General features: G+C 69.0%; 24 protein-coding genes. 18 read left to right on the top strand and 6 right to left on the bottom strand.

The window, feature by feature from the left end; all coding sequences use genetic code 11:
• Positions 1-80: 80 nt before the first annotated feature.
• The 10 genes from AC1DNF_RS16845 to cydX all read left to right on the top strand — a co-directional run bounded on the left by AC1DNF_RS16845 (position 81) and on the right by cydX (position 12,253).
• The gene (locus AC1DNF_RS16845; protein WP_478149755.1) at positions 81-830 is read left to right on the top strand and encodes an electron transfer flavoprotein subunit beta/FixA family protein; all 750 of its coding nucleotides are present in this window, start codon (positions 81-83) and stop codon (positions 828-830) included.
• Positions 831-832: 2 nt separating this feature from the next.
• Complete coding sequence (locus AC1DNF_RS16840; protein ID WP_478149754.1) at positions 833-1,774, top strand: electron transfer flavoprotein subunit alpha/FixB family protein; 942 nt, start codon at positions 833-835, stop codon at positions 1,772-1,774.
• 82 nt (positions 1,775-1,856) lie between these two features.
• The gene (locus AC1DNF_RS16835) at positions 1,857-3,647 is read left to right on the top strand and encodes an acyl-CoA dehydrogenase (RefSeq protein ID WP_478149753.1); all 1,791 of its coding nucleotides are present in this window, start codon (positions 1,857-1,859) and stop codon (positions 3,645-3,647) included.
• Between the two features lie 38 nt (positions 3,648-3,685).
• Positions 3,686-4,648 (top strand): NAD(P)H-dependent flavin oxidoreductase, encoded by a 963-nt coding sequence (locus AC1DNF_RS16830; protein WP_478149752.1) that lies wholly within the window; start codon positions 3,686-3,688, stop codon positions 4,646-4,648.
• An 11-nt stretch (positions 4,649-4,659) separates the two neighbouring features.
• Positions 4,660-5,799: an acyltransferase family protein gene (locus AC1DNF_RS16825; protein WP_478149751.1), complete on the top strand. Its 1,140-nt coding sequence runs from the start codon at positions 4,660-4,662 to the stop codon at positions 5,797-5,799.
• Positions 5,800-5,907: 108 nt separating this feature from the next.
• Positions 5,908-7,590 carry a thiol reductant ABC exporter subunit CydD gene (gene cydD, locus AC1DNF_RS16820; protein WP_478149750.1) on the top strand — a complete coding sequence of 561 codons (1,683 nt, stop codon included), beginning with the start codon at positions 5,908-5,910 and terminating at the stop codon, positions 7,588-7,590.
• Entirely contained in the window at positions 7,587-9,284 is a 1,698-nt protein-coding gene (locus tag AC1DNF_RS16815; protein ID WP_478149749.1) for an amino acid ABC transporter ATP-binding/permease protein, read from the top strand. The genes cydD and AC1DNF_RS16815 overlap by 4 nt, the downstream gene beginning before the upstream one ends.
• 39 nt (positions 9,285-9,323) lie before the next feature.
• Positions 9,324-10,940 (top strand): cytochrome ubiquinol oxidase subunit I, encoded by a 1,617-nt coding sequence (locus AC1DNF_RS16810; RefSeq protein WP_478149748.1) that lies wholly within the window; start codon positions 9,324-9,326, stop codon positions 10,938-10,940.
• Positions 10,941-10,955: 15 nt separating this feature from the next.
• A complete protein-coding gene (cydB, locus tag AC1DNF_RS16805) occupies positions 10,956-12,110 on the top strand; it encodes a cytochrome d ubiquinol oxidase subunit II (RefSeq protein WP_478149747.1) in 1,155 nt (384 codons plus the stop codon).
• 20 nt (positions 12,111-12,130) lie between these two features.
• Complete coding sequence (gene cydX, locus AC1DNF_RS16800; RefSeq protein WP_478149746.1) at positions 12,131-12,253, top strand: cytochrome bd-I oxidase subunit CydX; 123 nt, start codon at positions 12,131-12,133, stop codon at positions 12,251-12,253.
• On the opposite strand, the gene AC1DNF_RS16795 is transcribed toward cydX, so the two are convergent.
• Both AC1DNF_RS16795 and AC1DNF_RS16790 read right to left on the bottom strand, forming a co-directional pair.
• A complete protein-coding gene (locus tag AC1DNF_RS16795) occupies positions 12,240-12,836 on the bottom strand; it encodes a GbsR/MarR family transcriptional regulator (RefSeq protein ID WP_478149745.1) in 597 nt (198 codons plus the stop codon). The genes cydX and AC1DNF_RS16795 overlap by 14 nt on opposite strands.
• A gap of 69 nt (positions 12,837-12,905) precedes the next feature.
• A complete protein-coding gene (locus AC1DNF_RS16790) occupies positions 12,906-13,328 on the bottom strand; it encodes a cupin domain-containing protein (protein WP_478149744.1) in 423 nt (140 codons plus the stop codon).
• Positions 13,329-13,426: 98 nt separating this feature from the next.
• Here AC1DNF_RS16790 and aroC point away from each other — a divergent pair, with 98 nt between their 5' ends.
• The 4 genes from aroC to AC1DNF_RS16770 all read left to right on the top strand — a co-directional run bounded on the left by aroC (position 13,427) and on the right by AC1DNF_RS16770 (position 17,084).
• On the top strand, positions 13,427-14,551 hold the full coding sequence (gene aroC / locus AC1DNF_RS16785) for a chorismate synthase (protein ID WP_478149743.1): 1,125 nt from the start codon (positions 13,427-13,429) through the stop codon (positions 14,549-14,551).
• Positions 14,552-14,565: 14 nt separating this feature from the next.
• Positions 14,566-15,726: an MFS transporter gene (locus AC1DNF_RS16780; RefSeq protein ID WP_478149742.1), complete on the top strand. Its 1,161-nt coding sequence runs from the start codon at positions 14,566-14,568 to the stop codon at positions 15,724-15,726.
• A gap of 58 nt (positions 15,727-15,784) precedes the next feature.
• A complete protein-coding gene (locus AC1DNF_RS16775; RefSeq protein ID WP_478149741.1) occupies positions 15,785-15,985 on the top strand; it encodes a hypothetical protein in 201 nt (66 codons plus the stop codon).
• A gap of 73 nt (positions 15,986-16,058) precedes the next feature.
• Complete coding sequence (locus AC1DNF_RS16770) at positions 16,059-17,084, top strand: aldo/keto reductase (RefSeq protein WP_478149740.1); 1,026 nt, start codon at positions 16,059-16,061, stop codon at positions 17,082-17,084.
• A 9-nt stretch (positions 17,085-17,093) separates the two neighbouring features.
• On the opposite strand, the gene AC1DNF_RS16765 is transcribed toward AC1DNF_RS16770, so the two are convergent.
• The 4 genes from AC1DNF_RS16765 to AC1DNF_RS16750 form a co-directional block, all read right to left on the bottom strand.
• Positions 17,094-18,020, bottom strand: coding sequence for a carbohydrate kinase family protein (locus AC1DNF_RS16765; protein ID WP_478149739.1), 927 nt, complete (start codon positions 18,018-18,020; stop codon positions 17,094-17,096).
• A 26-nt stretch (positions 18,021-18,046) separates the two neighbouring features.
• Positions 18,047-18,172 (bottom strand): hypothetical protein, encoded by a 126-nt coding sequence (locus tag AC1DNF_RS16760; RefSeq protein WP_478149738.1) that lies wholly within the window; start codon positions 18,170-18,172, stop codon positions 18,047-18,049.
• Positions 18,165-19,409 carry an ROK family protein gene (locus tag AC1DNF_RS16755; RefSeq protein ID WP_478149737.1) on the bottom strand — a complete coding sequence of 415 codons (1,245 nt, stop codon included), beginning with the start codon at positions 19,407-19,409 and terminating at the stop codon, positions 18,165-18,167. The genes AC1DNF_RS16760 and AC1DNF_RS16755 overlap by 8 nt, the downstream gene beginning before the upstream one ends.
• A 147-nt stretch (positions 19,410-19,556) precedes the next feature.
• Complete coding sequence (locus AC1DNF_RS16750) at positions 19,557-20,342, bottom strand: IclR family transcriptional regulator domain-containing protein (RefSeq protein ID WP_478149736.1); 786 nt, start codon at positions 20,340-20,342, stop codon at positions 19,557-19,559.
• A 207-nt stretch (positions 20,343-20,549) separates the two neighbouring features.
• On the opposite strand from AC1DNF_RS16750, the gene AC1DNF_RS16745 reads away from it, so the two are divergent.
• From AC1DNF_RS16745 to AC1DNF_RS16730, 4 genes are read left to right on the top strand one after another with little or no spacing between them, the layout of a single operon-like run.
• Positions 20,550-21,473: a shikimate dehydrogenase family protein gene (locus tag AC1DNF_RS16745; protein ID WP_478149735.1), complete on the top strand. Its 924-nt coding sequence runs from the start codon at positions 20,550-20,552 to the stop codon at positions 21,471-21,473.
• 46 nt (positions 21,474-21,519) lie between these two features.
• Positions 21,520-22,860 (top strand): MFS transporter, encoded by a 1,341-nt coding sequence (locus tag AC1DNF_RS16740; RefSeq protein ID WP_478149734.1) that lies wholly within the window; start codon positions 21,520-21,522, stop codon positions 22,858-22,860.
• Complete coding sequence (locus AC1DNF_RS16735) at positions 22,860-24,209, top strand: carboxylesterase/lipase family protein (protein WP_478149733.1); 1,350 nt, start codon at positions 22,860-22,862, stop codon at positions 24,207-24,209. Before AC1DNF_RS16740 ends, AC1DNF_RS16735 begins: the two co-directional genes overlap by 1 nt.
• A 16-nt stretch (positions 24,210-24,225) precedes the next feature.
• On the top strand, positions 24,226-25,059 hold the full coding sequence (locus AC1DNF_RS16730) for a shikimate dehydrogenase family protein (RefSeq protein ID WP_478149732.1): 834 nt from the start codon (positions 24,226-24,228) through the stop codon (positions 25,057-25,059).
• Positions 25,060-25,061: the final 2 nt, after the last annotated feature.

Below are 25,061 nucleotides of genomic sequence, written 5' to 3'. Positions count from 1 at the left end.
CAAGTCGCACAGAGGCCGACGCCTAGAATCATCGGTTCTTCTGCATCCCCCCGGTTTCGCAATTCAATGGAGTCAAGCCAATGAAGGTACTGGTCCCCGTCAAGCGGGTCGTCGACTACAACGTCAAGGTGCGCGTCAAGAGCGACGGCACCGGCGTCGACATCGCCAACGTCAAGATGAGCATGAACCCCTTCGACGAGATCGCCGTCGAAGAGGCCGTGCGGTTGAAGGAGAAGGGCGTCGTGACCGAGGTCATCGCCGTCTCCTGCGGCGATGCCAAGTGCCAGGAGACCCTGCGCACGGCCATGGCCATCGGTGCCGACCGCGGCATCCTGGTCGAGACCACTGAAGAGCTGCAGCCGCTGGCCGTGGCCAAGCTGCTGAAGGCGCTGGTCGACAAGGAACAGCCCCGGCTCATCATCCTGGGCAAGCAGGCCATCGACGACGATGCCAACCAGACCGGCCAGATGCTCGCCGCGCTGGCGGATCTGCCGCAGGCCACCTTCGCCTCGAAGGTCGAGGTGGACGGCGACAAGGTCAAGGTCACGCGCGAAGTCGACGGCGGCCTGGAAACCATCCAGCTCACGCTGCCGGCGGTGATCACCACCGACCTGCGCCTGAACGAGCCGCGCTACGTCACGCTGCCCAACATCATGAAGGCCAAGAAGAAGCAGCTCGACGTCTTCAAGCCCGAGGACCTGGGCGTGGACGTCAAGCCGCGCCTGAAGACCCTCAAGGTCTCGGAGCCTCCGAAGCGCGGCGCCGGCATCAAGGTGCCCGACGTGGCGACCCTGGTGGACAAGCTGAAGAACGAAGCGAAGGTGATCTGAACATGACCGTACTTGCATCATTGGTCGTGGCCGAACACGACCACGCGACCGTCAAGCCCGCGACCCTCAACACCGTGACCGCCGCGCTCGCCTGCGGCGGCGAGGTCCACGTGCTGGTGGCCGGCGCCAATGCCGCCGAAGCGGCCAAGGCGGCCGCGCAGATCGTCGGCGTCACCAAGGTGATTGCCGCCGACAGCGCCTCGCTGGCCGAGAACCTGGCGGAGAACGTCGCAGCCCAGGTGCTCGCCATTGCCAGGAACTACAGCCACATCCTGTTCCCCTCGACCGCCAACGGCAAGAACGTGGCGCCGCGCGTGGCCGCCCTGCTCGACGTGGCGCAGATCAGCGACATCACCAAGGTCGACAGCCCCGACACCTTCGAGCGCCCGATCTACGCGGGCAACGCGATCGCCATGGTGCAGAGCAGCGACGCGATCAAGGTCATCACCGTGCGCACGACCGGCTTCGACCCGGCGGCGGCGACCGGCGGCAGCGCCACGGTCGAGAACGCCGAAGGCGTGGCCGACAGCGGCAAGTCGAGCTTCATCGGCCGCGAGGTCACCAAGAGTGACCGACCCGAACTGACGGCGGCCAAGATCATCGTCTCGGGCGGCCGGGCGCTGGGCAGCGCGGAGAAGTTCACCGAGGTGATGACGCCGCTGGCCGACAAGCTCAACGCGGGCCTGGGCGCGAGCCGCGCGGCAGTGGACGCGGGCTATGCGCCCAACGACTGGCAAGTGGGCCAGACCGGCAAGATCGTCGCGCCCCAGCTCTACATCGCCTGCGGCATCTCGGGCGCGATCCAGCACCTGGCCGGCATGAAGGACTCCAAGGTGATCGTGGCGATCAACAAGGACGAAGAGGCACCGATCTTCTCGGTGGCCGACTACGGCCTCGTCGCCGACCTGTTCACGGCCGTGCCGGAACTGGTCAAGGCGCTCTGACCGAAGCGGTTCATTGAACCAAAGGGCATCGTTCGCGATGCCCTTTTCGCATCCGCCGTATTTGCGCTGAAGGAGAAAAGACATGAGCTACATCGCCCCCCTCAAGGACATGCTGTTCGACATCGAACATCTCGCGGACATCGCGCAGGTGTCGCGCATGCCGGGCCTGGAAGACGCCGGCCTCGAGACCGCCCAGGCGGTGCTGGAGGAATGCGCCCGCTTCAACCAGGATGTCGTCGCGCCGCTCAACGTGGCGGGCGACCGGAATCCGTCGTCGTTCAAGGATGGCGTGGTGACGACCACCGCCGGCTTCAAGGAGGCCTTTGCGCAGTACGTGGCGGGCGGCTGGCAGGGCCTGCAGCATCCGGCCGAATTCGGCGGCCAGGGCCTGCCCAAGACCATCGGCGCGGCCTGCGGCGAGATGCTGAACTCGGCCAACATGAGCTTCGCGCTGTGCCCGCTGCTCAGCGACGGCGCGATCGAGGCTCTGCTGACCGCCGGCTCCGACGAACTCAAGGCGACTTACCTCGAGAAGCTGGTCGGCGGCCTGTGGACCGGCACCATGAACCTGACCGAACCGCAGGCCGGCAGCGATCTCGCGATGGTGCGCAGCCGCGCGGAGCCCCAGCCCGACGGCACCTACAAGGTCTTCGGCACCAAGATCTTCATCACCTACGGCGAGCACGACATGGCCGAGAACATCGTCCACCTCGTGCTGGCCCGCGTCACCGGCGCGCCCGAGGGCGTGAAGGGCATCAGCCTGTTCGTGGTGCCGAAGTTCCTCGTCGGCAAGGACGGCGCATTGGGCGCGCGCAACGACGTGCATTGCGTGAGCATCGAGCACAAGCTGGGCATCAAGGCCTCGCCGACCGCCGTGCTGCAGTACGGGGACCACGGCGGCGCCGTGGGCTACCTGGTCGGCCAGGAGAACCGCGGCCTCGAATACATGTTCATCATGATGAACTCGGCGCGCTATGCGGTGGGTGTGCAGGGCATCGCGATCGCCGAGCGGGCCTACCAGCACGCCGTCGCCTACGCGAAGGACCGCGTGCAGAGCCGGCCGGTCGACGGCTCGCTGAGCGCCAGCGCGCCGATCATCCACCACCCCGACGTGAAGCGCATGCTGATGACGATGCGCGCCTGTACCGAGGGCTGCCGCGCCATGGCGTCGGTGGCCGCCGCGGCCTACGACGCGGCGCATCACCATCCCGATGCCGACACGCGCAAGCAGAACGCGGCCTTCTACGAATTCATGGTGCCGCTGGTCAAGGGCTACAGCACCGAGATGAGCCAGGAAGTGACCTCGCTGGGCGTGCAGGTGCATGGCGGCATGGGCTTCATCGAGGAGACCGGCGCGGCGCAGTACTACCGCGACGCCAGGATCCTGACGATCTACGAGGGCACGACCGCGATCCAGGCCAATGACCTCGTCGGCCGCAAGACCGCACGCGACGGCGGCCAGAACGCCCTGGCGATTGCCGCGCAGATCGAGAAGACCGAGGCCGAACTCGCCGGGCGCGAGAGCGCCGACGCGCGCGCCGTGGCCGGGCGCCTGACGGCCGCGCGCCAGGCCTTCGTCGATGTGGTCGGCTTCGTCGCCGGCCAGACCAAGGCATCGCCCAACGCGGTGTTCGCGGGCAGCGTGCCCTACCTGATGCTCGCGGGCAACCTGGTGGCGGGCTGGCAGCTCGCGCGCTCGCTGCTGGTCGCCGAGGACCTCGCGAAGGCCGGCACCGACGTGGCCTTCATGCAGGCCAAGATCGCCACGGCGCGCTTCTATGCCGAGCACATCCTCAACAAGGCGCCGGGCATCCGCGACAGCATCGTCGACGGCGCCGGCAGCGTCACGGCGCTCGCCGTCGACGCGTTCTGATCCGCACGCATCCCGCATTCGAAAATCCCGGAGACCCCATGTCCAAGCTGCCCCCCGTGCTCGCCAACCTGCCGCTGCCCATCATCGGCTCGCCCTTGTTCATCATCAGCAACCCCAAGCTCGTGATCGCGCAATGCAAGGCCGGCGTCGTGGGCGCCATGCCCGCGCTCAACGCGCGGCCGGCGTCGCAGCTCGAGGACTGGCTGGCCGAGATCACGGAGGAACTCGCCGCCTACAACAAGGCGAATCCGGCGCAGCCCGCCGCGCCCTTCGCCATCAACCAGATCGTGCACAAGAGCAATGACCGGCTCGAACACGACATGGCGCTGGTCGTGAAGTACAAGGTGCCGATCGTCATCACTTCTCTCGGCGCGCGCACCGACGTCAACGATGCCGTGCACAGCTATGGCGGCGTGACGCTGCACGACGTCATCAACAACAGCTTCGCCAGGAAGGCGATCGAGAAGGGCGCCGACGGCCTCATCGCCGTCGCGGCCGGCGCCGGCGGCCATGCGGGCGTGAAGAGTCCCTTCGCGCTGATCCAGGAAATCCGTCAGTGGTTCGATGGGCCGGTCGCGCTCTCGGGCGCCATCGCCACCGGCGACGCGGTGCTCGCGGCGCAGGCCATGGGCGCGGACTTCGCCTATATCGGCACCGCCTTCATCGCCACCGAGGAGGCGCGCGCGAGCGATGCCTACAAGCAGGCGATCGTCGACGGCACCTCGGACGACATCGTCTACTCGAACCTGTTCACCGGCGTGCACGGCAACTACCTCGCGCCGAGCATCGTCGCCGCCGGCATGGACCCGGCCAACCTGCCCGAAGGCGAGCTGAAGACCATGAATTTCGGCGGCGGGGAGGGCAGCAAGGCCAAGGCCTGGAAGGACATCTGGGGCTCGGGCCAGGGCATCGCCGCCGTGACCGAGGTCGCGAGTGCCGCGGCCTTCATCGAGAAGCTCAAGCGGGAATACCAGGCAGCCCGCCGCAGGCTCGCGCTCTGACGAACAAGCCGATGCGCGCATCCGTGCCCGCCGGGGTGGGGCGCATGCCCCTGCTCGATGCGGTGAAGGGCATGGCCTGCCTGTTCATCGTCGGGCATCACTTCTCGCGCTACGGGCCGCTGCCGGCAGGCGCTTCCTCGCTGGCGCCGGCGGTCTTCGACTGGCTGTCGCAGAACGGCCGGCTGGCCGTGCAGGTATTCCTGGTGCTGTCGGGCTTTTTCGCCGCGGGCAGCCTCGCGCCCGACGGCAAGCTGCGCGTCGAGCGTCCGCTGGCCAGGGTGCTGCAGCGCTATGGCCGGCTGGTGATGCCCTATCTGACGGCCCTCAGCTTCAGCGTGCTGATCGCCTGGGTGGTGCGGCCGTGGCTCAACGACGAGGCGGTGCCCGGTGCGCCGGGCATGGCGCAACTGCTCGCGCACGGCCTGCTGTTGCAGGATCTGCTGGGCTACGAGGCCTTGTCGACGGGCGTCTGGTATGTGGCCATCGACTTCCAGCTCTTCGTGCTCGCGCTGGCGGCGATCGGCGCTTCCGAGATGATGCAGCGGCGCTGGTCCGTGCCCCGGGAACGCGCGCGCTGGCTGGTGGTCGGGCTGGTGCTGGCCCTGGTCGTGGCTTCGCTGGCGGTGTTCAACCGCCATACGGAGTTCGATAGCACCGGCATCTACTTCTTCGGCTCCTATGGGTTGGGCATGCTGGTCTTCTGGATCGGCAGGGCGACGCGGCGCAGCACCTGGCGCTTTGCCGTGATACTGATGGCGCTGCTCGGGGCGGCGGCCCTCGCGCTCGATTGGCGCAGTCGCATCGCCACGGCGCTGGTGACCGCGCTGGCCGTTGCCGTGGTCCAGCACGGCGACGGGCTGAAGCCCGCCGCCTGGCCCCGGTTCGGAGAGCCGCTGGTGCGCCTGGGGCGCATCTCGTACTCGCTTTTTCTCATCCACTTTCCGGTGCTCCTCCTGGTCAGCGCGGCCATGAGCGGCCTGGAGCCGGTTTCGCCCTGGGTCGACATGCTGGGCTTGGCAGTGACCCTCGCGCTGTCGATCGGCGCGGCCGCGCTGCTGTACCGCTGGGTGGAATCGCGGCCGGCCACCTGGCGCGCGGTGCTGGGGCTGTTCGCCGGCCTGCTGGTCTGCGGGGCGATCGTCTCTCTCTAAGGATTTCACCCGTCGAGGGGGCTTTGCGGTGAAGATGGCCGCCGCGGCGCGTCATCCTTTATCATTGCTGAAATTTCAGTAAATACTGAAATTACACGAATTCAACGAATGAACCAGCAGGCCCCGTCATCCACCGGTTTGCGCTCCCTCGAAGCGCCAGGGGCGGGGAGTGTCGTCCAGGGCCTGGCCGCGCTGCTGTGGCTGCCGCAGGCCGCCCTGCTGGCATGGGCCGTGCAAGGGCTGGGCGAAGGCGAGGGCCTGGCCGCGGTGCTGATGCCCGCGGGCGGCATCCTGTTGCTGGGCTTGCTGCGTGCCGCATGCGAGGCATGGGGCATGCGGCGCGTGTTCGCCAGCGCCCGATCACGGCTTTCCGGATTGCGCGCCCAGGTGGCCGCGTCGCTCGCGGCGCGTTCGCCACTGGACAGCGCGCGCCCGGCCTCGGGCCTGGCGGCAAGCGTGATCGCCGAGCAGGCGGAGACGGTGGTTCCCTATCTCGTGCGCTACCAGCCGGCGCGCTGGCGCGCGATGGTCGTGCCGCTCGTGATCCTGCCCGTGGTGGCGAGCTTCTCCTGGCTGGCGGCGCTGGTGCTGCTGGTCGCGGCACCGCTGATCCCGCTGTTCATGGCCATCGTGGGCTGGCGCGCCAAGGCGGCCAGCGAAGCGCAGATGGTGGAGATGGGCAGCATGAACGCCTTCCTGCTCGACCGCCTGCGCGGCCTCGGCACGCTGCGTGCGCTGGATGCCGTCGATGCCACCGCGCACCGGCTCGGCGAGGCGGCGCAAGGGTTGCGCCGGCGCACGATGACAGTGCTGCGCATCGCCTTCCTGTCTTCCGCCGTGCTGGAGCTGTTCTCCGCGCTGGGTGTCGCGATGGTGGCGGCCTATGTGGGCTTCCATCTGCTGGGCACTGTCGAGTTCGGAACCTGGGGCCGGCACCTGAGCCTCGGCGAAGGCCTGTTCGTGCTGCTGCTGGCGCCTGCGTTCTTCGAGCCCTTGCGCGAGCTGTCGGCCGTCTGGCATGACCGGGCGGCGGGCGAGGCGGCGCTGGATTCGCTCGACCGGCTGGCGCGCGGCGGCGTTCCGCTGCCGGGCGCGGCGACGACTGCGGTGTCGGAGGGCCCCAGCGCGACGGGCGCGCCCTCGGTGCGCATTCGCGGGCTGCGTTTTTCCCATCCCGGCGAAGACGCCTTCTTCGAAGGCTTCGACCTGCGCGTGGGCCCTGGCGAGCATGTCGCGCTGATGGGGCCGAGCGGCTCGGGCAAGACGGCCTTGCTGAGCCTGATCGCCGGCCTGGTGCCCGCCCCGCAGGGCGAGATCGCGATCGGCGGCGTGGCGCTGTCCGACGGCACCGTCGGCGCGCTTCGCAAGCGCATCGCCTGGATCGGCCAGAAGCCCCATGTGTTCGCGGGCTCCGTCCAGGCCAACGTGGCGCTGGGGCGGGCGGGCGTGCATGCGCCCGAGGTCGAGGCCGCGATGCGCTTCGCCGCGCTGGACAGCGTCGCCCAGGCCCACCCCAGCACCTCGCTGGGCGAGGGCGGAAGCGGCCTGTCGGGCGGAGAAGCCGTGCGGCTGGCGCTGGCGCGAGCGGCGGTGCATGCCGATGCCGACCTGCTGCTGGTCGATGAGCCGACCGCCCATCTCGACACCGACACCGCGCAGCGCGTGGCCGATGCGCTGATCGAACTCGCGCGCGGCAAGACCTTGATCGCCGCCACGCACGATCCGGTGCTGGCCGCGCGAATGAACCGGGTGGTCCGGCTCGACGCCACGCCGCAGGAGGAGGCCGCTTGAAATTCTGGCGCGATCTTCGTCCGGTGCTCCTGCCCTTCCTCGCCGCCGAGCCGCGCGGGCTGGCCCTGGGCGCGGGCCTGGCGGCGCTCACCGTGCTCATGGGCATGGGGCTGCTGGGGCTGTCGGGCTGGTTCATCACGGCCACGGCGCTCGCCGGCCTCCATGCGGCGACGGCCATCGGCTTCGATGTCTTCATGCCTTCGGCCGGCATCCGCCTGCTCGCCTTGGGCCGCACGGCCTCGCGCTACGGCGAGCGCCTGGTGTCGCACGACGCCACCTTCGGCGTGCTGGCCGGGTTGCGCGAGCGCCTCTTTCGCGGCTGGGCCCGGCCCGAGGCGGCGCGGCAGCTGCTGGCCCGGCCGGCGCGGCTGCTGTTTCGCCTGACGGCCGACATCGACGCGCTCGAATCGCTCTATCTGCGCATGCTGGTGCCGGCGGGGGCCGCCCTCGGCGCGGCCCTGATGGCCGGCGTGGTGCTCGGCTTCATGAATCCCTGGGTGGGCGTGGCGCTCGCGCTGTGGCTGATCGGCGCCGGCTGGGGCATCGCCCTGGCCACGGCGCAGCTGGCGCGGCCGGCTTCGGTCCGGCGGGCGCACGCCATGGAAACACTGCGCGCGCGCGCCGTGGATCTGGTCGCGGGCCAGACGGAGCTGGTCATGGCCGGCCGCATCGAGGCGCAATGCGAGGCGCTGGCCGCGGCCGACCGCCACCTGGCGAAGGCCGATCTCGCACTGAACCGGCTCGAGGCCGGCGCCGGGATGGCCTATGGTGTCGCCGGCACGCTGACCCTGTCCGCCGTGCTGCTGGCGATCGGCGCGCTGGCGGGCCAGGGTGCGATCGGCGCGCCGGCCGCGGCTCTTGCCTTGCTGGTCGCGCTGACGGCGGTCGAACCCTTCGCCGCCTTGCGGCGCGGCGCGCTCGAGGCGGGCCGCACCTGGCTCGCGGTGCGGCGACTGGCGCCGCGCATGCTTGCCTCTTCCGGGCCGGCGACGCCGCCGCTGCCCGCCGCGCCGGATCTAGGCGTGGCGCTGCAACTGGCGAACATCGTCCTCGCGCATCCAGGCAGCCGCGTGCCGGTGCTGCACGGCATTTCGCTGACCGTCGCGGCGGGCGAGCGCGTCGCGCTGGTCGGGCCGAGCGGCGCGGGCAAGTCCACGCTGCTGGCGGTCGTCGCGGGCGAACTCGCCGCGCGCTCGGGCGAGGCCCGCGTGCGGGCGCATTCGCTGCTGACGCAACGCACCGAGCTTTTCGCCGACAGCCTGCGCGACAACCTGCGGCTGGCCGATCCCGCCGCCGACGACGCGCGCCTGTGGGCCGTGCTGCGTGCCGCGGGCCTCGATCACGAAGTGCGCGGCATGGCCGCGGGCCTGGACACCGCGCTGGGCGAGGGCGGCCTGGGCCTGTCGGGTGGCCAGTCGCGCCGCCTGGCGCTGGCGCGGCTGCTGTTGCGCGACGTGGCCGTCTGGCTGCTGGACGAGCCCACCGAAGCGCTGGACACTGCCACGGCGCATGACGTGCTTCGACGTCTCGATGCCCAGGCCGCCGGCCGGACGCTGCTGATCGCGACCCACCTGCGGCGCGAGGCCGCCCTGGCCGACCGCCTCGTACGCGTGGAGGAGGGCCGCATCGTCGCCGACCTGCGGCGAGGCAGCGCGGCCTTCGACGCCGCGATGAACGCACTGCGGCCGGACTGAGCCGGCATCACCAACAAGAAACGAAAGGAAGCTCCCCCCATGGACATCGACATCGTCTCCCTCTCCCGGTTGCAGTTCGCCCTCACGGCGCTGTACCACTTCCTCTTCGTGCCGCTGACCATCGGCCTGTCGGTGATCATCGCGATCATGGAGACGGTCTACGTGATGACGGGCCGCACCATCTGGCGCGACATGACGAAGTTCTGGGGCGTGCTCTTCGGCATCAACTTCGCGATGGGGGTGGCCACCGGCATCGTCATGGAGTTCCAGTTCGGCATGAACTGGAGCTACTACAGCCACTATGTCGGCGACGTCTTCGGCGCGCCGCTGGCCATCGAGGGGCTGATGGCCTTCTTCCTCGAAGCGACCTTCGTCGGGCTGTTCTTCTTCGGCTGGGACAAGCTGTCGAAGCTGGGCCACCTGATCACCACCTGGGCGGTGGCCATCGGGACCAACTTCTCCGCGCTGTGGATCCTGATCGCCAACGGCTGGATGCAGAACCCCGTGGGCGCGGCCTTCAATCCGCAGACCATGCGCATGGAGGTGACCGACTTCTACGCCGTGCTGACCAACCCGGTGGCGCAAGCCAAGTTCGTGCACACCGCGTCGGCGGGCTATACGGTCGCGGCCATCTTCGTGCTCGGCGTCTCGGCCTGGTACGTGCTGCGCGGGCGGCACCCGCAACTGGCCAAGCGCTCGATGACGGTGGCCGCATCCTTCGGCCTCGCGGCGGCGCTCTCGGTGGTGGTGCTGGGCGACGAGAGCGGGTATCTCTCGACCGAACACCAGAAGATGAAGCTCGCCTCGATCGAGGCCATGTGGAAGACCGAGCCCGCGCCGGCGGCCTTCACCGCCTTCGGCTTTCCCGACGCCAAGGCGCGCGAGACGCACTACGCGATCCACATCCCGGCGGTGATGGGCCTGATCGGCACGCGCTCGCTCGACACCGAGATTCCCGGCATCGACGACCTGGTGCATCGGGCCGAGCTGAACATCCGCGTCGGCATTTCGGCCTATGACGCGCTGCAGAAGATCCGCGAAGCCGGCGGCAGCGGCGCCCCCGTGCCCGAATCGGCTCGCCACATCTTCGAGGAGAACGGACATGCGATGGGCTATGCGCTGCTGCTCAAGCGCTATGTCGACGATCCGCGCCAGGCCACGCCCGAGCAGATCGCCCAGGCGGCGCGCGACACCGTCCCCGCGGTCGGGCCGCTGTACTGGACCTTCCGCGTGATGGTGGGGCTCGGCATGTTCTTCATCCTGCTGACGGCCACTTTCTTCGTGCTGTCGGCGCGGCGCGAGCTCGACGCTCATCCCTGGCTGCTCAAGCTCGCGGTGATCGCCATCCCGCTGCCCTGGCTCGCCGCGGAATGCGGCTGGGTCGTGGCCGAACTGGGCCGCCAGCCCTGGGTGATCGAGGGCGTGCTGCCGACGGCGGTGGCGGTGTCGAGCCTGGGGATCACCACCGTGCTCATCACCATCGCGGGCTTCGTGCTGATCTACACCACGCTGCTGGTGATCGAGCTCAAGCTGATGTTCAAGGCCATCCGCAAGGGGCCGGACGAGCATCCGGTGCCGCCGCCCGCGGCCTACCGCGCCGAAGCCGACCCCGAACTGGGCGGGCTGCCTCGCTCGCCTCTCGCCGCCGCAGACTGACCACGGAGCACGACCATGATCCTTCACGAACTGATTTCCTACGAAGCCCTGCGCTTCGTCTGGTGGCTGCTGCTCGGCGTACTGCTGATCGGCTTCGCCGTCACCGACGGCTTCGACCTCGGCGTCAACATGCTGCTGCCCTTCGCCGGGCGCAACGACCTGGAGCGCCGCGTGATCATCAACAGCGTCGGCCCGGTCTGGGAGGGCAACCAGGTGTGGCTGATCCTCGGCGGCGGCGCGATCTTCGCGGCCTGGCCGCAGCTCTATGCCGTGTCCTTCTCCGGCTTCTACCTGGCGATGTTCGCCATCCTGGTGCCGCTCATCCTGCGGCCGGTGGCCTTCAAGTTCCGCGGCAAGCGCGAGGAGCCCCGCTGGCGCGCGCGCTGGGATGCGGTGCTGCTCATCAGCGGCTTCGTGCCCACGCTGATCTTCGGCGTGGCCCTAGGCAACGTGCTTCAGGGCGTGCCCTTCCGCCTGGCGCCCGACATGCACATCTTCTACGAAGGCTCCTTCTTCGGCCTGCTCAATCCTTTCGCGCTGCTGTGCGGACTGGTGTCGCTGGCCATGGTGGCGATGCACGGCGCCGCCTGGCTGCAGTTGAAGACGCAGGGTTCGGTGGCCGATCGCGCGCGGCGCTATGGCAGCTGGGCCGCCATCGCCACCCTCGTGCTGTACGCGCTCGCCGGCTTCATGCTGTGGTCCTTCATCGACGGCTATTGGGTGACCAGCGCCTTGCCGACGGGCGGGCCGTCCAATCCGCTGCTCAAGACGGTGGAACTGCAGCACGGCGCATGGTTCGCCAACTATGCGGCCCATCCATGGATGTGGGCCGCGCCGGGGGTGGGCTTCGCCGGCGCGCTGGTGGCGCTGCTCGGAATGCGCATGCGGCGCGAGGTGCTCACCATGCTCGCCAGCGCGCTCGGCATCGCGGGCATCATCCTGAGCGTCGGCGCCTCGATGTTTCCCTTCATCCTGCCCTCATCGATCGATCCGCGCGCCAGCCTCACGGTGTGGGACTCCTCGTCCAGCCACCTGACGCTCTTCATCATGCTGGTGGTCACGGCGATCTTCATTCCGATCATCGTGGCCTACACGAGCTGGGTCTATCACGTGCTGTGGGGCAAGGTGGACGCCGACGCGATCCGCGAAGACCGCGGCCACGCCTACTGAATCGACAAGGAAACACAAGCATGTGGTACTTCGCCTGGATCCTGGGACTGCCGCTGGCCGCGACCTTCGCGGTGCTGAACGCGATGTGGTACGAGCTGATGGACGACGAAGCGATTCGCCGGGACAAGCTCAGGAAGCCTTAGTCGCCTTGGGCTGACCCGGCGTCTTCGCATTCCTGGCGCCGGTGATGCGGTCCTTGAGGCCGAGCACCTTGGTCACCGTGGACCCCATGCCCATCAGCTGCATGGCGGTTTCCGGCGCGAGCCGCTGCACGTCGTCGAACCACTTCATCAGCCGGTCGATCAGGTCGTGCATCTCGCGCATGCGCTGCTGCGCATGGCGCTCCTCGTCGCTGGTCGGCGCTTCAAGCAGCGCCATGCGCAGCATGGAAAGCGTGGGCTCGATCTCGCGGCGGCGGCGCTCCTCCGCCAGCACGCGGAAGATCTCCCACACGTTGGCCGGTGCCTCGAAATACTCTCGGCGGTCGCCGGGCTGATGGCGCAGCTGCACCAGCCGCCAGGCCTGCAGTTCCTTCAAGCCCATGCTCACGTTGGAGCGCGAGAACTCCAGCATCTCGGCGATCTCGTCGGCGTTGAGCGCGCGCTGGGAAAGGAAGATCAGCGCGTAGATCTGGCCGACGGTGCGGTTGATTCCCCACTTGCTGCCCATCTCTCCGAAGTGGGCGACGAACTGGCGATTGAGCGGGGGCAGGGGCTGGGTGGGCATCGGCCGATTTTCAGGCCGAATTGCTGAAGCTTCAAGAATGACTGAAAAGTCCCCGGCACGGGACGCCGGCTATTCCCAGGGCGTCGGCCTGGGAATCTCGCAGACCGGCTCCACGTCCACGCTCTTGAAGTCCGCCGGCGAGACGATCTCCAGGTACTCCATGTCCGGCGAGTAGTCGAACAGGTAGTGGCGGATGCCCGGGCGCTGGTGCACCACGTCGCCGGCCTCCACCAGCGTTTCCTTTTCCTCGTACATGAAGCGGGCCCAGCCCTTGACCATGATGACGATCTGGAAGTCCGCTTCGTGGCGGTGCCAGCCGGTGCCCTCTTCCGGTGCCATGTTGGCCTTGACCAGGTGCGCGATAACCTTGCCGTGGGTGGCCTCGGCGATGCCCAGGTCGCGGTACAGGAAGAAGTCGCGCAAGCCGCCCGAGCGGTACTCGGTGTCGCCGGGCTTGACGTGGGAGAACTTCGTGTCGGTTCGGTCCAGCATGGGTGCTCCTTGCAGCTTGGAGGGGGGATGCCGCGCCGCAGCACGCATAAAGCGTTCCCGCAGCGGCCCCTGGGCACTTTGTGGGGATAATCCCCGTCATGAGCGGCAACACCTTCGGCAATCTCTTCGCGGTCACCAACTTCGGCGAATCCCACGGCCCCGCGATCGGTTGCGTCATCGACGGCTGCCCGCCCGGCATGGCGCTCAGCGAGGCCGACATCCAGGGCGACCTCGACCGCCGGCGCCCCGGCACCAGCCGCCACGTCACCCAGCGCAACGAGCCCGACGCGGTGCAGATCCTCTCCGGCGTCTACGAGGGCAGGACCACCGGCACGCCCATCGCGCTGCTCATCCAGAACACCGACCAGCGCAGCAAGGACTACGGCCAGATCGCGCAGCAGTTCCGCCCCGGCCACGCCGACTACACCTACTGGAAGAAGTACGGCATCCGCGATCCGCGCGGCGGCGGACGCTCCTCGGCGCGCCTGACCGCCCCCATGGTCGCGGCCGGCGCGGTCGCCAAGAAGTGGCTCTTCGAGAAGTACGGCACGGTGTTCCGCGGCTGCATGGCGCAGATCGGCGACATCGTCATTCCCTTCGAGAGCTGGGAGCACGTGCCAAACAACCCCTTCTTCGCGCCCATCGCCGACGTCTCCGCGCTCGAGGCCCACATGGATGCCTTGCGCAAGGCCGGCGATTCCTGCGGCGCCCGCATCCGCGTGACCGCCTCGAGAGTGCCCGTGGGCCTGGGCGAGCCGCTGTTCGACAAGATGGATTCCGACATCGCTTACGCGATGATGGGGATCAACGCCGTCAAGGGTGTCGAGATCGGCGCCGGTTTCGCGAGCGTGACGCAGCGCGGCACCACGCACGGCGACTCGATCCGGCCCGATGGCTTCGTGACCAACAATTCGGGCGGCGTGCTCGGCGGCATCAGCACCGGGCAGGATCTGGAAGTGAGCATCGCCATCAAGCCCACCAGCTCGATCATCAGCCCGCGGCAGTCCGTCGACATCCACAACCAGCCGGTCGAAGTCGTGACCAAGGGCCGCCACGACCCCTGCGTCGGCATCCGCGCGACGCCGATCGCCGAGGCCATGCTGGCACTGGTCGTGATGGAACACGCACTGCGCAACCGCGCGCAGTGCGGCGACGTGAACCCGCGGCAGGACGCGTCCCCCTCGGCCGCCGATCCCGCGTCGCCGCAGTCGTCCTTCCTCTAGTGCCGGCGCCCCCGATGGCGGGCGGCCGCGGCCACCTGCTGGCCTTCGCGGCGCTTTCGGCGAGCTACTTCGCGCACATCGGCTTCTTCAATCCATACCTGCCGCTGTACCTGAAGGACCTGGGGTTGCCGATCTTCACCATCAGCCTGCTGGCTTCGGTGCAATCGATCACCCGCGTTTTCGCGCCCTATGCCTGGGGGGCCCTGAGCGACCACACGGGCGAGCGCGTCAAGCTGCTGCGCATCAGCGCGGCCGTGGCGCTGGTGTCTTCCTTCGGTCTGTGGTGGAACGGCGGCGCCTGGTGGCTCGGCGTGGTCCTGCTCCTGATGTTCACGCACACCAGCTCCATGATGTCGCTCACCGAAGCGGCGATGGCACACGTGGTGGCCGGCGACTGGGGCCGCTACGGCCGTATCCGTCTCTGGGGTTCGGCGGGATTCCTGCTCACGGTATTCGTCGCCGGCGAATGGTTCGAGCGCTTCGGCATGGGGCACTTTCCCGCCTGGGCCGCCGGCACGCTCGCCATCGTGCTGATCGCGACCTTGCGCCTGCCCGACATGCGCGAGCCGGTCGCGGCCCACGGCAGCGCGAAGGAGCCGGTGGGGCCGGTACTGCGGGTGCCGGCGGTGCGCTGGTTCTTCACCTCGCTCTTCTTCCATGTGATGGCGCATTTCTCGGTGTACGGCTTCTTTTCGCTGTATCTCGATTCGCTCGGCTACGGCAAGGGCACCATCGGCCTGCTCTGGGCCCTCTCGGTGGTGGCCGAGCTCGGGTGGTTCTTCCTGCAGGGCCGCCTGCTGCAGCTGTTCGCGATGCCGCGCTGGCTGGTGATCTGCGGCATTGCCGCCGTGCTGCGCCTGGCCATCACCGCGGGCTTCGGCCAGTGGATCGGGGCGCTGGCGGTCGCGCAGGCGCTGCACGCGCTCTCATTCGCCGCGCACCACACCACCTGCATCGCGATGGTGTCGCGTCACTTTCCGGGGCGGCTGCGCGGCCGCGGGCAGGCGCTGTTCACCGTGATCGGCTATGGCTTCGGCGGTGTGCTCGGCGTGCTGGCGGGCGGGGCGATCGCCCAGCGCTTCGGCTTCATCGCGATGTTCGGCGTGGCCACGGTGATCGCGATGGCGGGCAGCGCTTGCGCGTGGCGAGCGCGCAAGCTCGAAAGCCCGGGCTGAGCCTCGGAGGTCGCTCGCCAGGCGTTAAGGTAGGGGGGTTCCGACTTCGTGGTTTCCCATGCGCGCAAAGACAATCTCCAAGGACCAACTCGTGCTGCCCGGCTTCGAGATCGACGTGCGTCATGCCGAGGCTCCGGCCGCGCGCAAGCCAAGGTCCGTCAAGAAGCGCGCCGATGCCGCACGCGAGCCGATGGTCTCGATGGCGCTGACCGGCACGGATGCGCGCGAGAGTGCCGAGGCCGCATCCGCCGGCGCCTAGCGCGGCGCCCGGCAGGGACGCATGAAGTTCCCTATGCTTGCGGCCGGATCATTCTTCGAAGGACTTCGCAACCATGGACTACGTGCGGCTTGGCCAGAGCGGCCTGAAGGTTTCGCGCATCGCGCTGGGCATGATGACCTACGGCACGTCGCGCTGGCGCCCGTGGGTCATGGAGGAGGGCCCCTCGCGCGAGGTGGTCAGGCACGCGGTCGAGCTTGGCATCAACTTCTTCGACACCGCCGACATGTACTCGGCCGGCGAATCCGAGGTGCTCACCGGCAAGTTCGTGCGCGAGTTCTGCCGCCGCGAGGAAACGGTGGTCGCGACCAAGGTCTACTACCCCGTCTCGCTCGACTTCAAGGGCGGCAACAGCGCGGCCGCCAAGCCGGCCCGGGTGCCCAATGCCGATGGCCTTTCGCGCAAGCGCCTGTTCCACGCCGTGGATGCTTCTCTCCAGCGCCTGGGCACCGACTACATCGACCTCTACCAGATCCACCGGCTCGACCACGAGACGCCGATCGAAGAGACGATGGAAGCCCTGCACGACATCGTGAAGAGCGGCAAGGTGCGCTACATCGGCGCGAGCAGCATGTTCGCCTGGCAGTTCGCCAAGGCGCAGCAGGTGGCCAGGGAGAACGGGTGGACGCGCTTCGTCTCGATGCAGAACCACTACAACCTGGCCTACCGCGAAGAGGAGCGCGAGATGATCCCGCTGTGCCGCGACCAGGGCGTGGCGCTGACGCCGTGGAGCCCGCTGGCCAGGGGCTTTCTGGCCGGCAACCGCAAGGCGGACGACAAGTCGGGCGGCGGCAGCGGCCGTGCCGCGACCGACGACATCGCGCAGAAGTACTACTACGGCGAGAGCGACTTCGCGGTGGTCGAAGTGCTCGGTGATCTGGCGGCCGAGAAGGGCCTGAGCCACGCGACGCTGGCCTATGCATGGCTGCTGCACAAGGGCGTGAGCGCGCCGATCGTGGGCGCGAGCAAGAACTGGCAGCTGGACGAGGCGGTCGCGGCGCTGGGCGTTCCGCTCACCGCCGACGAAGTGGCGCGGCTCGAGGCGCCTTACAGGCCGCACCCGATCCTCGGGCACGTCTGAGCCGAAAGGCTAGCCCAGTTCGGCGCGACGCGGCATGTCCGCGCCGCGGCGTGAGCAGGTGATGGCGGCGGCGCGCGCGGCGAAGCTCAGAAGTTCGCCCAGCGAAGCGGCATCGAGCGCCGCCAGCGCCTGCGGCGTGAGCGCGCCATGCTCGTCCAGCCAGGTCAGCAGCGCCGCCTGGAAGGTATCGCCCGCGCCCACCGTGTCCACCACTTGCGTCGGCGGCGAGGGCGCGTCGGCGCGCGCCGTCCGGGTCCACGCGCTCGCGCCATGGCGCCCGCGCGTCACCGCCACCAGCGCGGCGCCCTGGGCGAGCCAGCGTGCGGCGACCTGCTCCGGCGTCTCGTCCGGGTAGAGCAGGCCCAGGTCCTCGTCGCTCACCTTCACCAGGTGCGCGACCGAGACCATCTCGTCCACCACCGCGCGCCAGTGCGCGAGATCGGGCTCGACGTTGAGCCGCACATTGGGGTCGTAGGCGATCAGGCGCCGCTCGCGCTCGCGCGCCGCCAGGCCGCGAAGGGCGCTGCCCACCGGCTCGACCACCAGCGCGTACGAGCCGAACTGCAGCACCCGAGCCGCGGGCGGCAGCGCGGGAAGCGTGTCGTGCGTGATCTGCCGGTCTGCCGCGCCCTTGCCGTGGAAGGCGTAGCGCGGCACGCCGTGGGCGTCCAGGCTGACCACGCTCAGCGTGCTCGGCGCGTCGTTGCGCAGCACCAACGAAGTGTCGACCTGCTCGGCCCGCAGCGAGGCCAGCAGGCGCTCGCCGAGCGCATCGGTCGACAGCCCGGTCAGGAACGCCACCGGCCGCGCCAGCCGCGCCAGCCCCTGCGCCACGTTGAGCGGCGAGCCGCCGATGCGCGCATCCAGCGTCAGCCCGGTGGGCGTGGATTCGCCCATGTACACATCCATCAGGGCTTCACCGCAGACGACGAACATGGCGGATTCTCCTTGGGTCTCGGGGCTCATCGCGGCGCGGACCAGCACGTGTGGTCCTTTCCATTGTCGCGCCGCATCAGCGTCGACGGCTTGTCGACGGTGAACTGGCGTGCCGTCTTGCCGGCCTGTGCATGGTGGGTGGGTTCAGACATCTGCAGCCTCCGGGGTGGATCGGTGCGAACGGCCGCGCAGCACGTCGGCGCGCGGCGAGAAGTTGAAGAACATCGGCAGACTCGCGGCGCCGACGGCGCCGGCGTCGGCGCGGAAACTGCCGCGCAGCAGGCGCGGCGTCTGGCGGGCCTCCGGCGCGATGGCGCGCAGGCCCGCGTCGATGCGCTTCATCAGCTCGGCGACCAGGCCCGAGTCGACGTCGCAATCGATCACCACAGCCGGCAGGTCGAGCACGGCGAGCGTGGCGCGCACCGAGGGCACCAGCGCGTCGACGCAGTCGTCCAGCCATTCGTTCACTTCCGCCCCGCCGGCCGCGATGGCGGCTTCGAGGTCCTGGTGGTTGTGCACCGCCAGTCCGTGGTGGCGCAGATGGCGCGCGAGCGAATTGAGCGAGGCGCGCGACAGCAGGATGTCCCAGCGCCGGTCCGTGCGCGGCGCCGAGTCGAGCCGGCTGGGCGGCACCGGCATCAGTCCGAGGTCGGCCGCGTTGCCGCTGGCGCCGCGCAGGCTCTCGCCGCCGAGGACGGCGCCGGCGCCCAGTGCCGCGCCGATGAAGATGTAGAGGAAATCCTTCTCCTCGCGCCCGACGCCGAAGAACAGTTCGGCGATCGCGGCCGCGTTGCCGTCGTTCTCCTTGAAGACGGGCTGCTGCAGGGCCTCCGCCAGCATGACGCCGAAATCGACCTCGTCCCAGATGCGGAAGTCGGCCTTCAGGTCGAGTTCGCGCAGCCAGCTGCCGAGGTTGTAGGGCTGCGCGATGCCGATGCCCATGAAGCGGCCGCGCTGCCCTTCGTCCAGCTTCTTCATCATGGCCGCCACGTCCTTGCGCACCATCGCGAGCGTCTCGTCGGGGTGGGGCAGCAGCAGGTCGTGCGACTTGCGCGCCAGGATGTGGCCGCCGAGGTCGATCATCACCGTCTCGATGCCGGTGCGGTCCAGGCGAACGCCGATGCCGTAGGCGCCTTCGGGATTGACGCGGTAGAGCCCGGCGGGCTGGCCGCGCTGGCCTTCCTGTCGGCGGCCGGCGGGTTCGATGAGGCGTGCTTCCTCGAGCGACTGGACGATGCTCCCGACGGCGGTGTTCGTCAGCTGCGCCCAGCGTGCCAGATCGGCCTTCGACGCCTCGCCCGCGCGGCGCAGGCGCTGCAGCAGCGTGCGCTCGTTGTAGAGGCGAAGGTTGACCGAGTTCGTGCCTCGACCGGGACCGACTGCTTTCAAGACCTGTCTCCTGGCATCCCCCGAGACCCGAGGGCCATCGGCTTTTAATTAATTCAAGTTGAACAAATGATAGAAGCCGAGCCCGTCGACTTTGCTAGGGATAACCCCGAGGAAACGCAGGAATGTGGCCGAAGCCCGGGGCGAGCTCTAGATCAGATTTCGCATGGCCTGCGCGGTCTCCCGGAGCACCGGCAGCACGCGCGCCACCGCATCCTCGCTGGCCTCGTGGCCCATCGGCATCGTGACGTTCAGCGCGCCGACCACCTCGCCGTGCCGGTCGCGCAAGGGCACCGCGATGCCGCGCGAATTCAGGTCCAGCTGCTGCTCGGAAAGCGCCCAGCCCTGCGCGCTGATGCGTGCCAGCTCGAGCTTCATGCGCTCCTTGCTGGCGATCGTGTGCGGCGTGAAGACCGCGAGTTCATGGGTCGCGAGCCAGGTGGCGCGCTCCTCGTCGCCGCGCAGCGCCAGCATCAGCATGCCCGCGGCCGTCACTTGCGCCGGCACGCGCGCGCCCAGCACATAGCCGGTGCTCATGTTGCGATTCGGTCCGTTGCGCGCGATGTAGACCACCTCGTCGCCGTCCATCACGCTCAGGTAGGCGATCTCGTGCGTGCCCGCCGCCACGCGCTGCAGGAAGGGCTGGACGATGCGCGGCAGCCGCGCCGATTCCAGGTACGACTGGCCCAGCCGCAGCACCCGCGGGGTGAGCCAGAAGAGCTTGCCATCGCTGGCCACATAGCCCATGTGCTGCAGTGTGAGCAGATAGCGCCGCGCGGCGGTGCGCGTCATGCCGGTGCGCTGACCGGCCTCGCTGGCGGTCATGCGCGCATGCGCGTCGTCGAAGGCCTCGATGACCGATACGCCGCGTTCCAGGCCGGCGATCCAGTCGCGCTTGTCGAGTTCGGTCGGGGCGGGGTGGGAATCGGCGGTCATGGGGTCGGCGGAATGGATCGTGGGAGACCTGGGCCCGCTGGGCCCAGGGAGAAACCCGAAATTCGTTCGATTATCGATCAACATGGTTCGTTGAGCGAACGCACGAGGTGCAATCTGCTTCGCGTGTCCGGGGGCTGACACTAAAGTAGCGCCGCTTCCAAGCAAATTGCGCGATTGCCGAACAACTCGAAGCGAGACAAGCACACCATGTTCCCCCACATCGCAGGCGGCACCGCCCTCTATCTGCTCCCCGGCGATCCGGTGACGAATGTGCGCCTGCCGCGCATGTTCAACAGTGTTTTCGAACGCTGCGGCATCGACGCCGTCATGGCGCCGGTCCAGGTGGCGCGGCGCGACCTGGCGGTGTTCGTGAAGGCCGCCTTTCTCGCCAGGAACGTGCGCGGCATGGCCATCGCCCCGCCGCACAAGCCGCTGCTGCTCGACCTGCTCGACGGCTGCGGCCTGTTCGCCCGGGTGGCCGGTTCGGTCAACGTGGTGCGCCGCATCGACAACGGCGAACTCGAAGGCGACCTGTTCGACGGCGAGGGCCTGCTGGGCGCGCTCGACCACTACAACATCCCCTTTCGCGGCAAGCGCGTGCTGATCCTCGGCGCCGGCATCAGCGCGGCAGCCATCGGCGTCGCGCTGGCCGAGGGCGGCACGGTGAACGGGGCCGAGCACATCGCCTTCTTCGACCTCGCGGCGGGCAAGGCGGCCGGCGTCGCGGCGCAGCTCGATGCCTTCTTCGACGCGACCACGGTCGTGGCCGACAGCAGCGACCCCGCGGGCTATGACCTCGTCATCAACGCCACCCCGCTGGGCCTCACGCCCGAGGATGCGCTGCCCGTCGACGTCGCGCGCATGGACGCGCACGCGGCGCTGTTCGATATCCTGCTGCGCAACCAGCCCACGCCGCTGGTGCGCGCCGCGCGCGCGCGCGGCCTCAATGCCCAGGCCGGCTTCGAGATGCTGATCCAGCAGATGCCGAACTACCTCGATTTCTTCGGCCACAAGGAAGCGGCGAACGCGGTCCGGGCCGATGCCGATTTCCTGCGCGAACTCATCTACCCGCCCGCGATGGCGAGCGAAATCCGCCACCCCCTGCGCTACCACTCCGCCAACGTGGCTTGAACGCGGCACCACGAACGAATCACCCACCCCCCAAGGAGACAAACCCGTGGCCATCACCATGAACGACGCACACGCGTTCCACGAACCCGAGGTCGTCCGATCGCCCAAGAAGGCGGCCTTCGCGAGCTGGATCGGCAGCGCGGTCGAGTACTACGACTTCTTCATCTACGGCACCGCCGCGGCGCTGGTGTTCGGCAAGATCTTCTTTCCCAACGTCGATCCCAAGCTCGCCACCGTGGCGGCCTTCGCCACCTTCGGCGTGGGCTACATCACGCGGCCGATCGGCGCCTTCTTCATGGGCCATGTCGGCGACAAGTTCGGCCGCAAGAAGGTGCTCACCTTCACGCTGCTGCTGATGGGCATCTCGACCTTCCTCATCGGCGCCTTGCCGACCTACGGGCAGGTCGGCATCGCCTCGCCGATCCTGCTGGTGGCCCTGCGGCTGCTGCAAGGCCTCTCCGCCGCGGGCGAACAGGCCGGCGCCAACTCGATGACGCTGGAACACGCGCCGGCCCATCGGCGCGCGTTTTACACCAGCTTCACGCTGAGCGGCACGCAGATGGGCTTCATCCTGGCCACCATCGTGTTCCTGCCGATCGCCGCGCTGCCGGAGGACCAGTTGCTCAGCTGGGGCTGGCGCGTGCCCTTCTTCCTGAGCGCGATCGTGGTCGCGATCGGCTTCTGGGTGCGGCGCACCCTGCCCGAGACACCCGCCTTCAAGGAAGAGGCCGAGGCGCACGAGACCGTCAAGCTGCCCGCCGCGATCCTGTTTCGCGACCACACGCCCGCCGTGCTGCGCGTGATCTTCTGCGCGCTGGTGTCGGTCGTGAGCACCATCTTCGGCATCTTCGTGCTGTCCTATGCGGTGAACACCGTGCACATCCCGCGGGCCACGATGCTGACCCTGCTGGTCTGCTCCAACGTCGTCGCGCTGGCGGCCATTCCGCTGTGGGCCATGCTGTCGGACCGCATCGGGCGCAAGCCGGTCTTCATCTTCGGGGCGCTGGGCTGCGCGGTGCTGATCTGGCCCACGCTCTGGGCCATCAGCCGGGGCGACCTGATGCTGATCTTCGTCTTCGGGCTCCTGACCGCGGGCATCGTCTACAGCGCGGCCAATGCGATCTGGCCTTCGCTCTACGGCGAGATGTTCGACACCCGCGTGCGGCTCTCGGGCATGGCGATCGGCACGCAGATCGGCTTCGCGCTCGGCGGCTTCGCCCCGAGCGTCAGCGCCGCCGTCATGGGCGAGGGGCCCGACGGCTGGATGCCGGTCGCCGGCCTGGTGACCGCCACCTGCGTGATTGCCGCCATCTCCGCGCTCACGGGCCGCGAGACGGCCAAGCTGCCGATGAGCGAACTCGGCAAGAAGCCCAAGGCGCGTGCCTGATGTCGACGATGCCCGTCGAAGCGCCCGTGCGCATCGAGTCCGGCCTGCTGGCCGGCCTGCGCGACGAGAACACCGGCGTGCGCGCCTGGCTGGGCGTGCCGTTCGCGGCGCCTCCGGTGGGCGATCTGCGCTGGCGCCCGCCGGCGCCGGCGCGCGCCTGGGAGGGCGTGCGACAGGCCAAGACCTTCGCCCCGCAATGCGTGCAACCGGGCCGGGCGGCGGATTCGGTCTACGCCGAGTTCGCCGGCGTCCAGCCGATGAGCGAGGACTGCCTCTACCTGAACGTCTGGACCCCGGCCGAAAGTCCGGATGCGGCGCTGCCGGTCATGGTGTGGATCCACGGCGGCGCCTTCCAGCAGGGCTCGGGCGCGAACCCGGTCTTCGTGCGCGGCAATCTCGCGCAGCGCGGCGTGGTGCTCGTCACCCTCAACTATCGTCTCGGGCCTTTCGGCTTCATGGCGCATCCCGGGCTCGGCGCCGAGGCGGAGCAGGGCGCCTCGGGCAACTACGGGCTCATGGACATGGCGGCCGCCCTGCGCTGGGTCCAGCGCAACATCGCCGCGTTCGGCGGCGATCCGGCGCGGGTCACGGTGTTCGGACAGTCCGCGGGCGCCCACGGCATCATCGCGCTGATGGCGTCGCCCGAGGCGCGCGGTCTCTTCAGGCATGCGATCGCGCAGAGCTTCGGCATCAGCCCCACCGAAAGTCTCGCGGCGGCCGAGGCGGCCGGCCTGCGCTTCGCCGAAGGCGCGACCATCGCCTCGCTGCGCGAGCTGAGCGCGCAGGAACTGCTGCGGCGCTATCTCGCGCAGTCCGCGCGCTTCATGCCGATCGCCGACGGCCGCTTCCTGCCCAGGCCCCTGGCCGAAGTCTTCGCCGCCGGCGAGCAGCAGCCCGTGCCCCTGCTGACCGGCTGGAACCGCGACGAAGGCACGACCTTCCCGCCGGCCATCGGGCCGATCTTCGCCGCCGGCGTGCATGCGGCGGCGCGTGCGCACGCGCCGGTGGCGCCGACCTTCCTCTATCACTTCGCGCACATGCAGCCCTTCCGTCCCGGGCAGCGATACCGCGAAGCCGACCCGGCCACCAGACTGGGCGTGTTCCACAGCTCCGAATATCCCTACATCTTCGGCACCACGCGCGAACTCACGCGCGACTGGGGCGAGGACGACGACCGGGTCACGGACATCATGCAAGGCTACTGGACCCGGTTCGCCAGGACGGGCAATCCGAACGGCGATGGATTGCCGCACTGGCCGCTGTTCCGCGAAGGCCTTCCCACCGTGATGCAACTTCAGCCGAAGCCGACGCCGATCGACGTGCCGCCGCATCCATCCATCCCCGCATGACCCACTGAAGGACATCATGATCTCCGGCAAGACCACCCTCATCGCCCACCTCGGCTACCCGACGGAGAGCTTCAAGGCTCCCATGATCTACAACCCCTGGTTCGACAAGCAGGGCATCGATGCGGTCGTCGTGCCGATGGGCGTCAAGCCCGAGGACTACGCGGCCTTCTTCGCCGCGCTGTTCCGGCTGACCAACATTCGCGGCGCGCTGGTGACGATGCCGCACAAGATCACCACCATGTCGCTGGTGGACGAAGTCACGCCCACGGCCCGGATCGCCGGTGCCTGCAACGCCGTCCTCCGGCGCCCGGACGGCAAGCTCGTGGGCGACCAGTTCGACGGCGCGGGCTTCGTGCGCGGCGTGCTGCGCAAAGGGCGCGCGCTGGAAGGCGCGCGCGTGCTGGTTTCGGGCTGCGGTGGCGTGGGCTCTGCCATCGCGGCCTCGCTGGCGGCGGCGGGGGTCGCGCAGCTGTCGCTCTTCGACGCCAGCGCCGCCTCGGCCGACGCATTGGCGGCCCGGCTGCGCGCGCACTATTCCAAGCTGAGCGTCGCCACCGGCTCCAACGATCCGGCCGGCTACGATGTGGTGGTCAATGCCACGCCGCTCGGCATGAAGGAGGGCGATCCGCTACCCTTCGACGTCGCGCGCATCGCGCCTTCGGCCTTCGTGGGCGAAGTCGTGATGAAATCCGAATACACGCCGCTGCTGCGGGCCGCCCGCGACAAGGGTTGCGTGGTCCAGGTCGGCACCGACATGCTTTTCGAAATGATCCCCGCCTATCTCGAGTTCTTCGGCTACGGCACCGCGACGCCGGAAGACCTGCGCGCGGTGGCGCAACTGGCCTATTGATT

This window comes from Variovorax sp. 01T432, from assembly GCF_056398605.1.
Note: the sequence above shows the minus strand (reverse complement) of the source record. Positions and strands in the feature narration are given on the sequence as shown.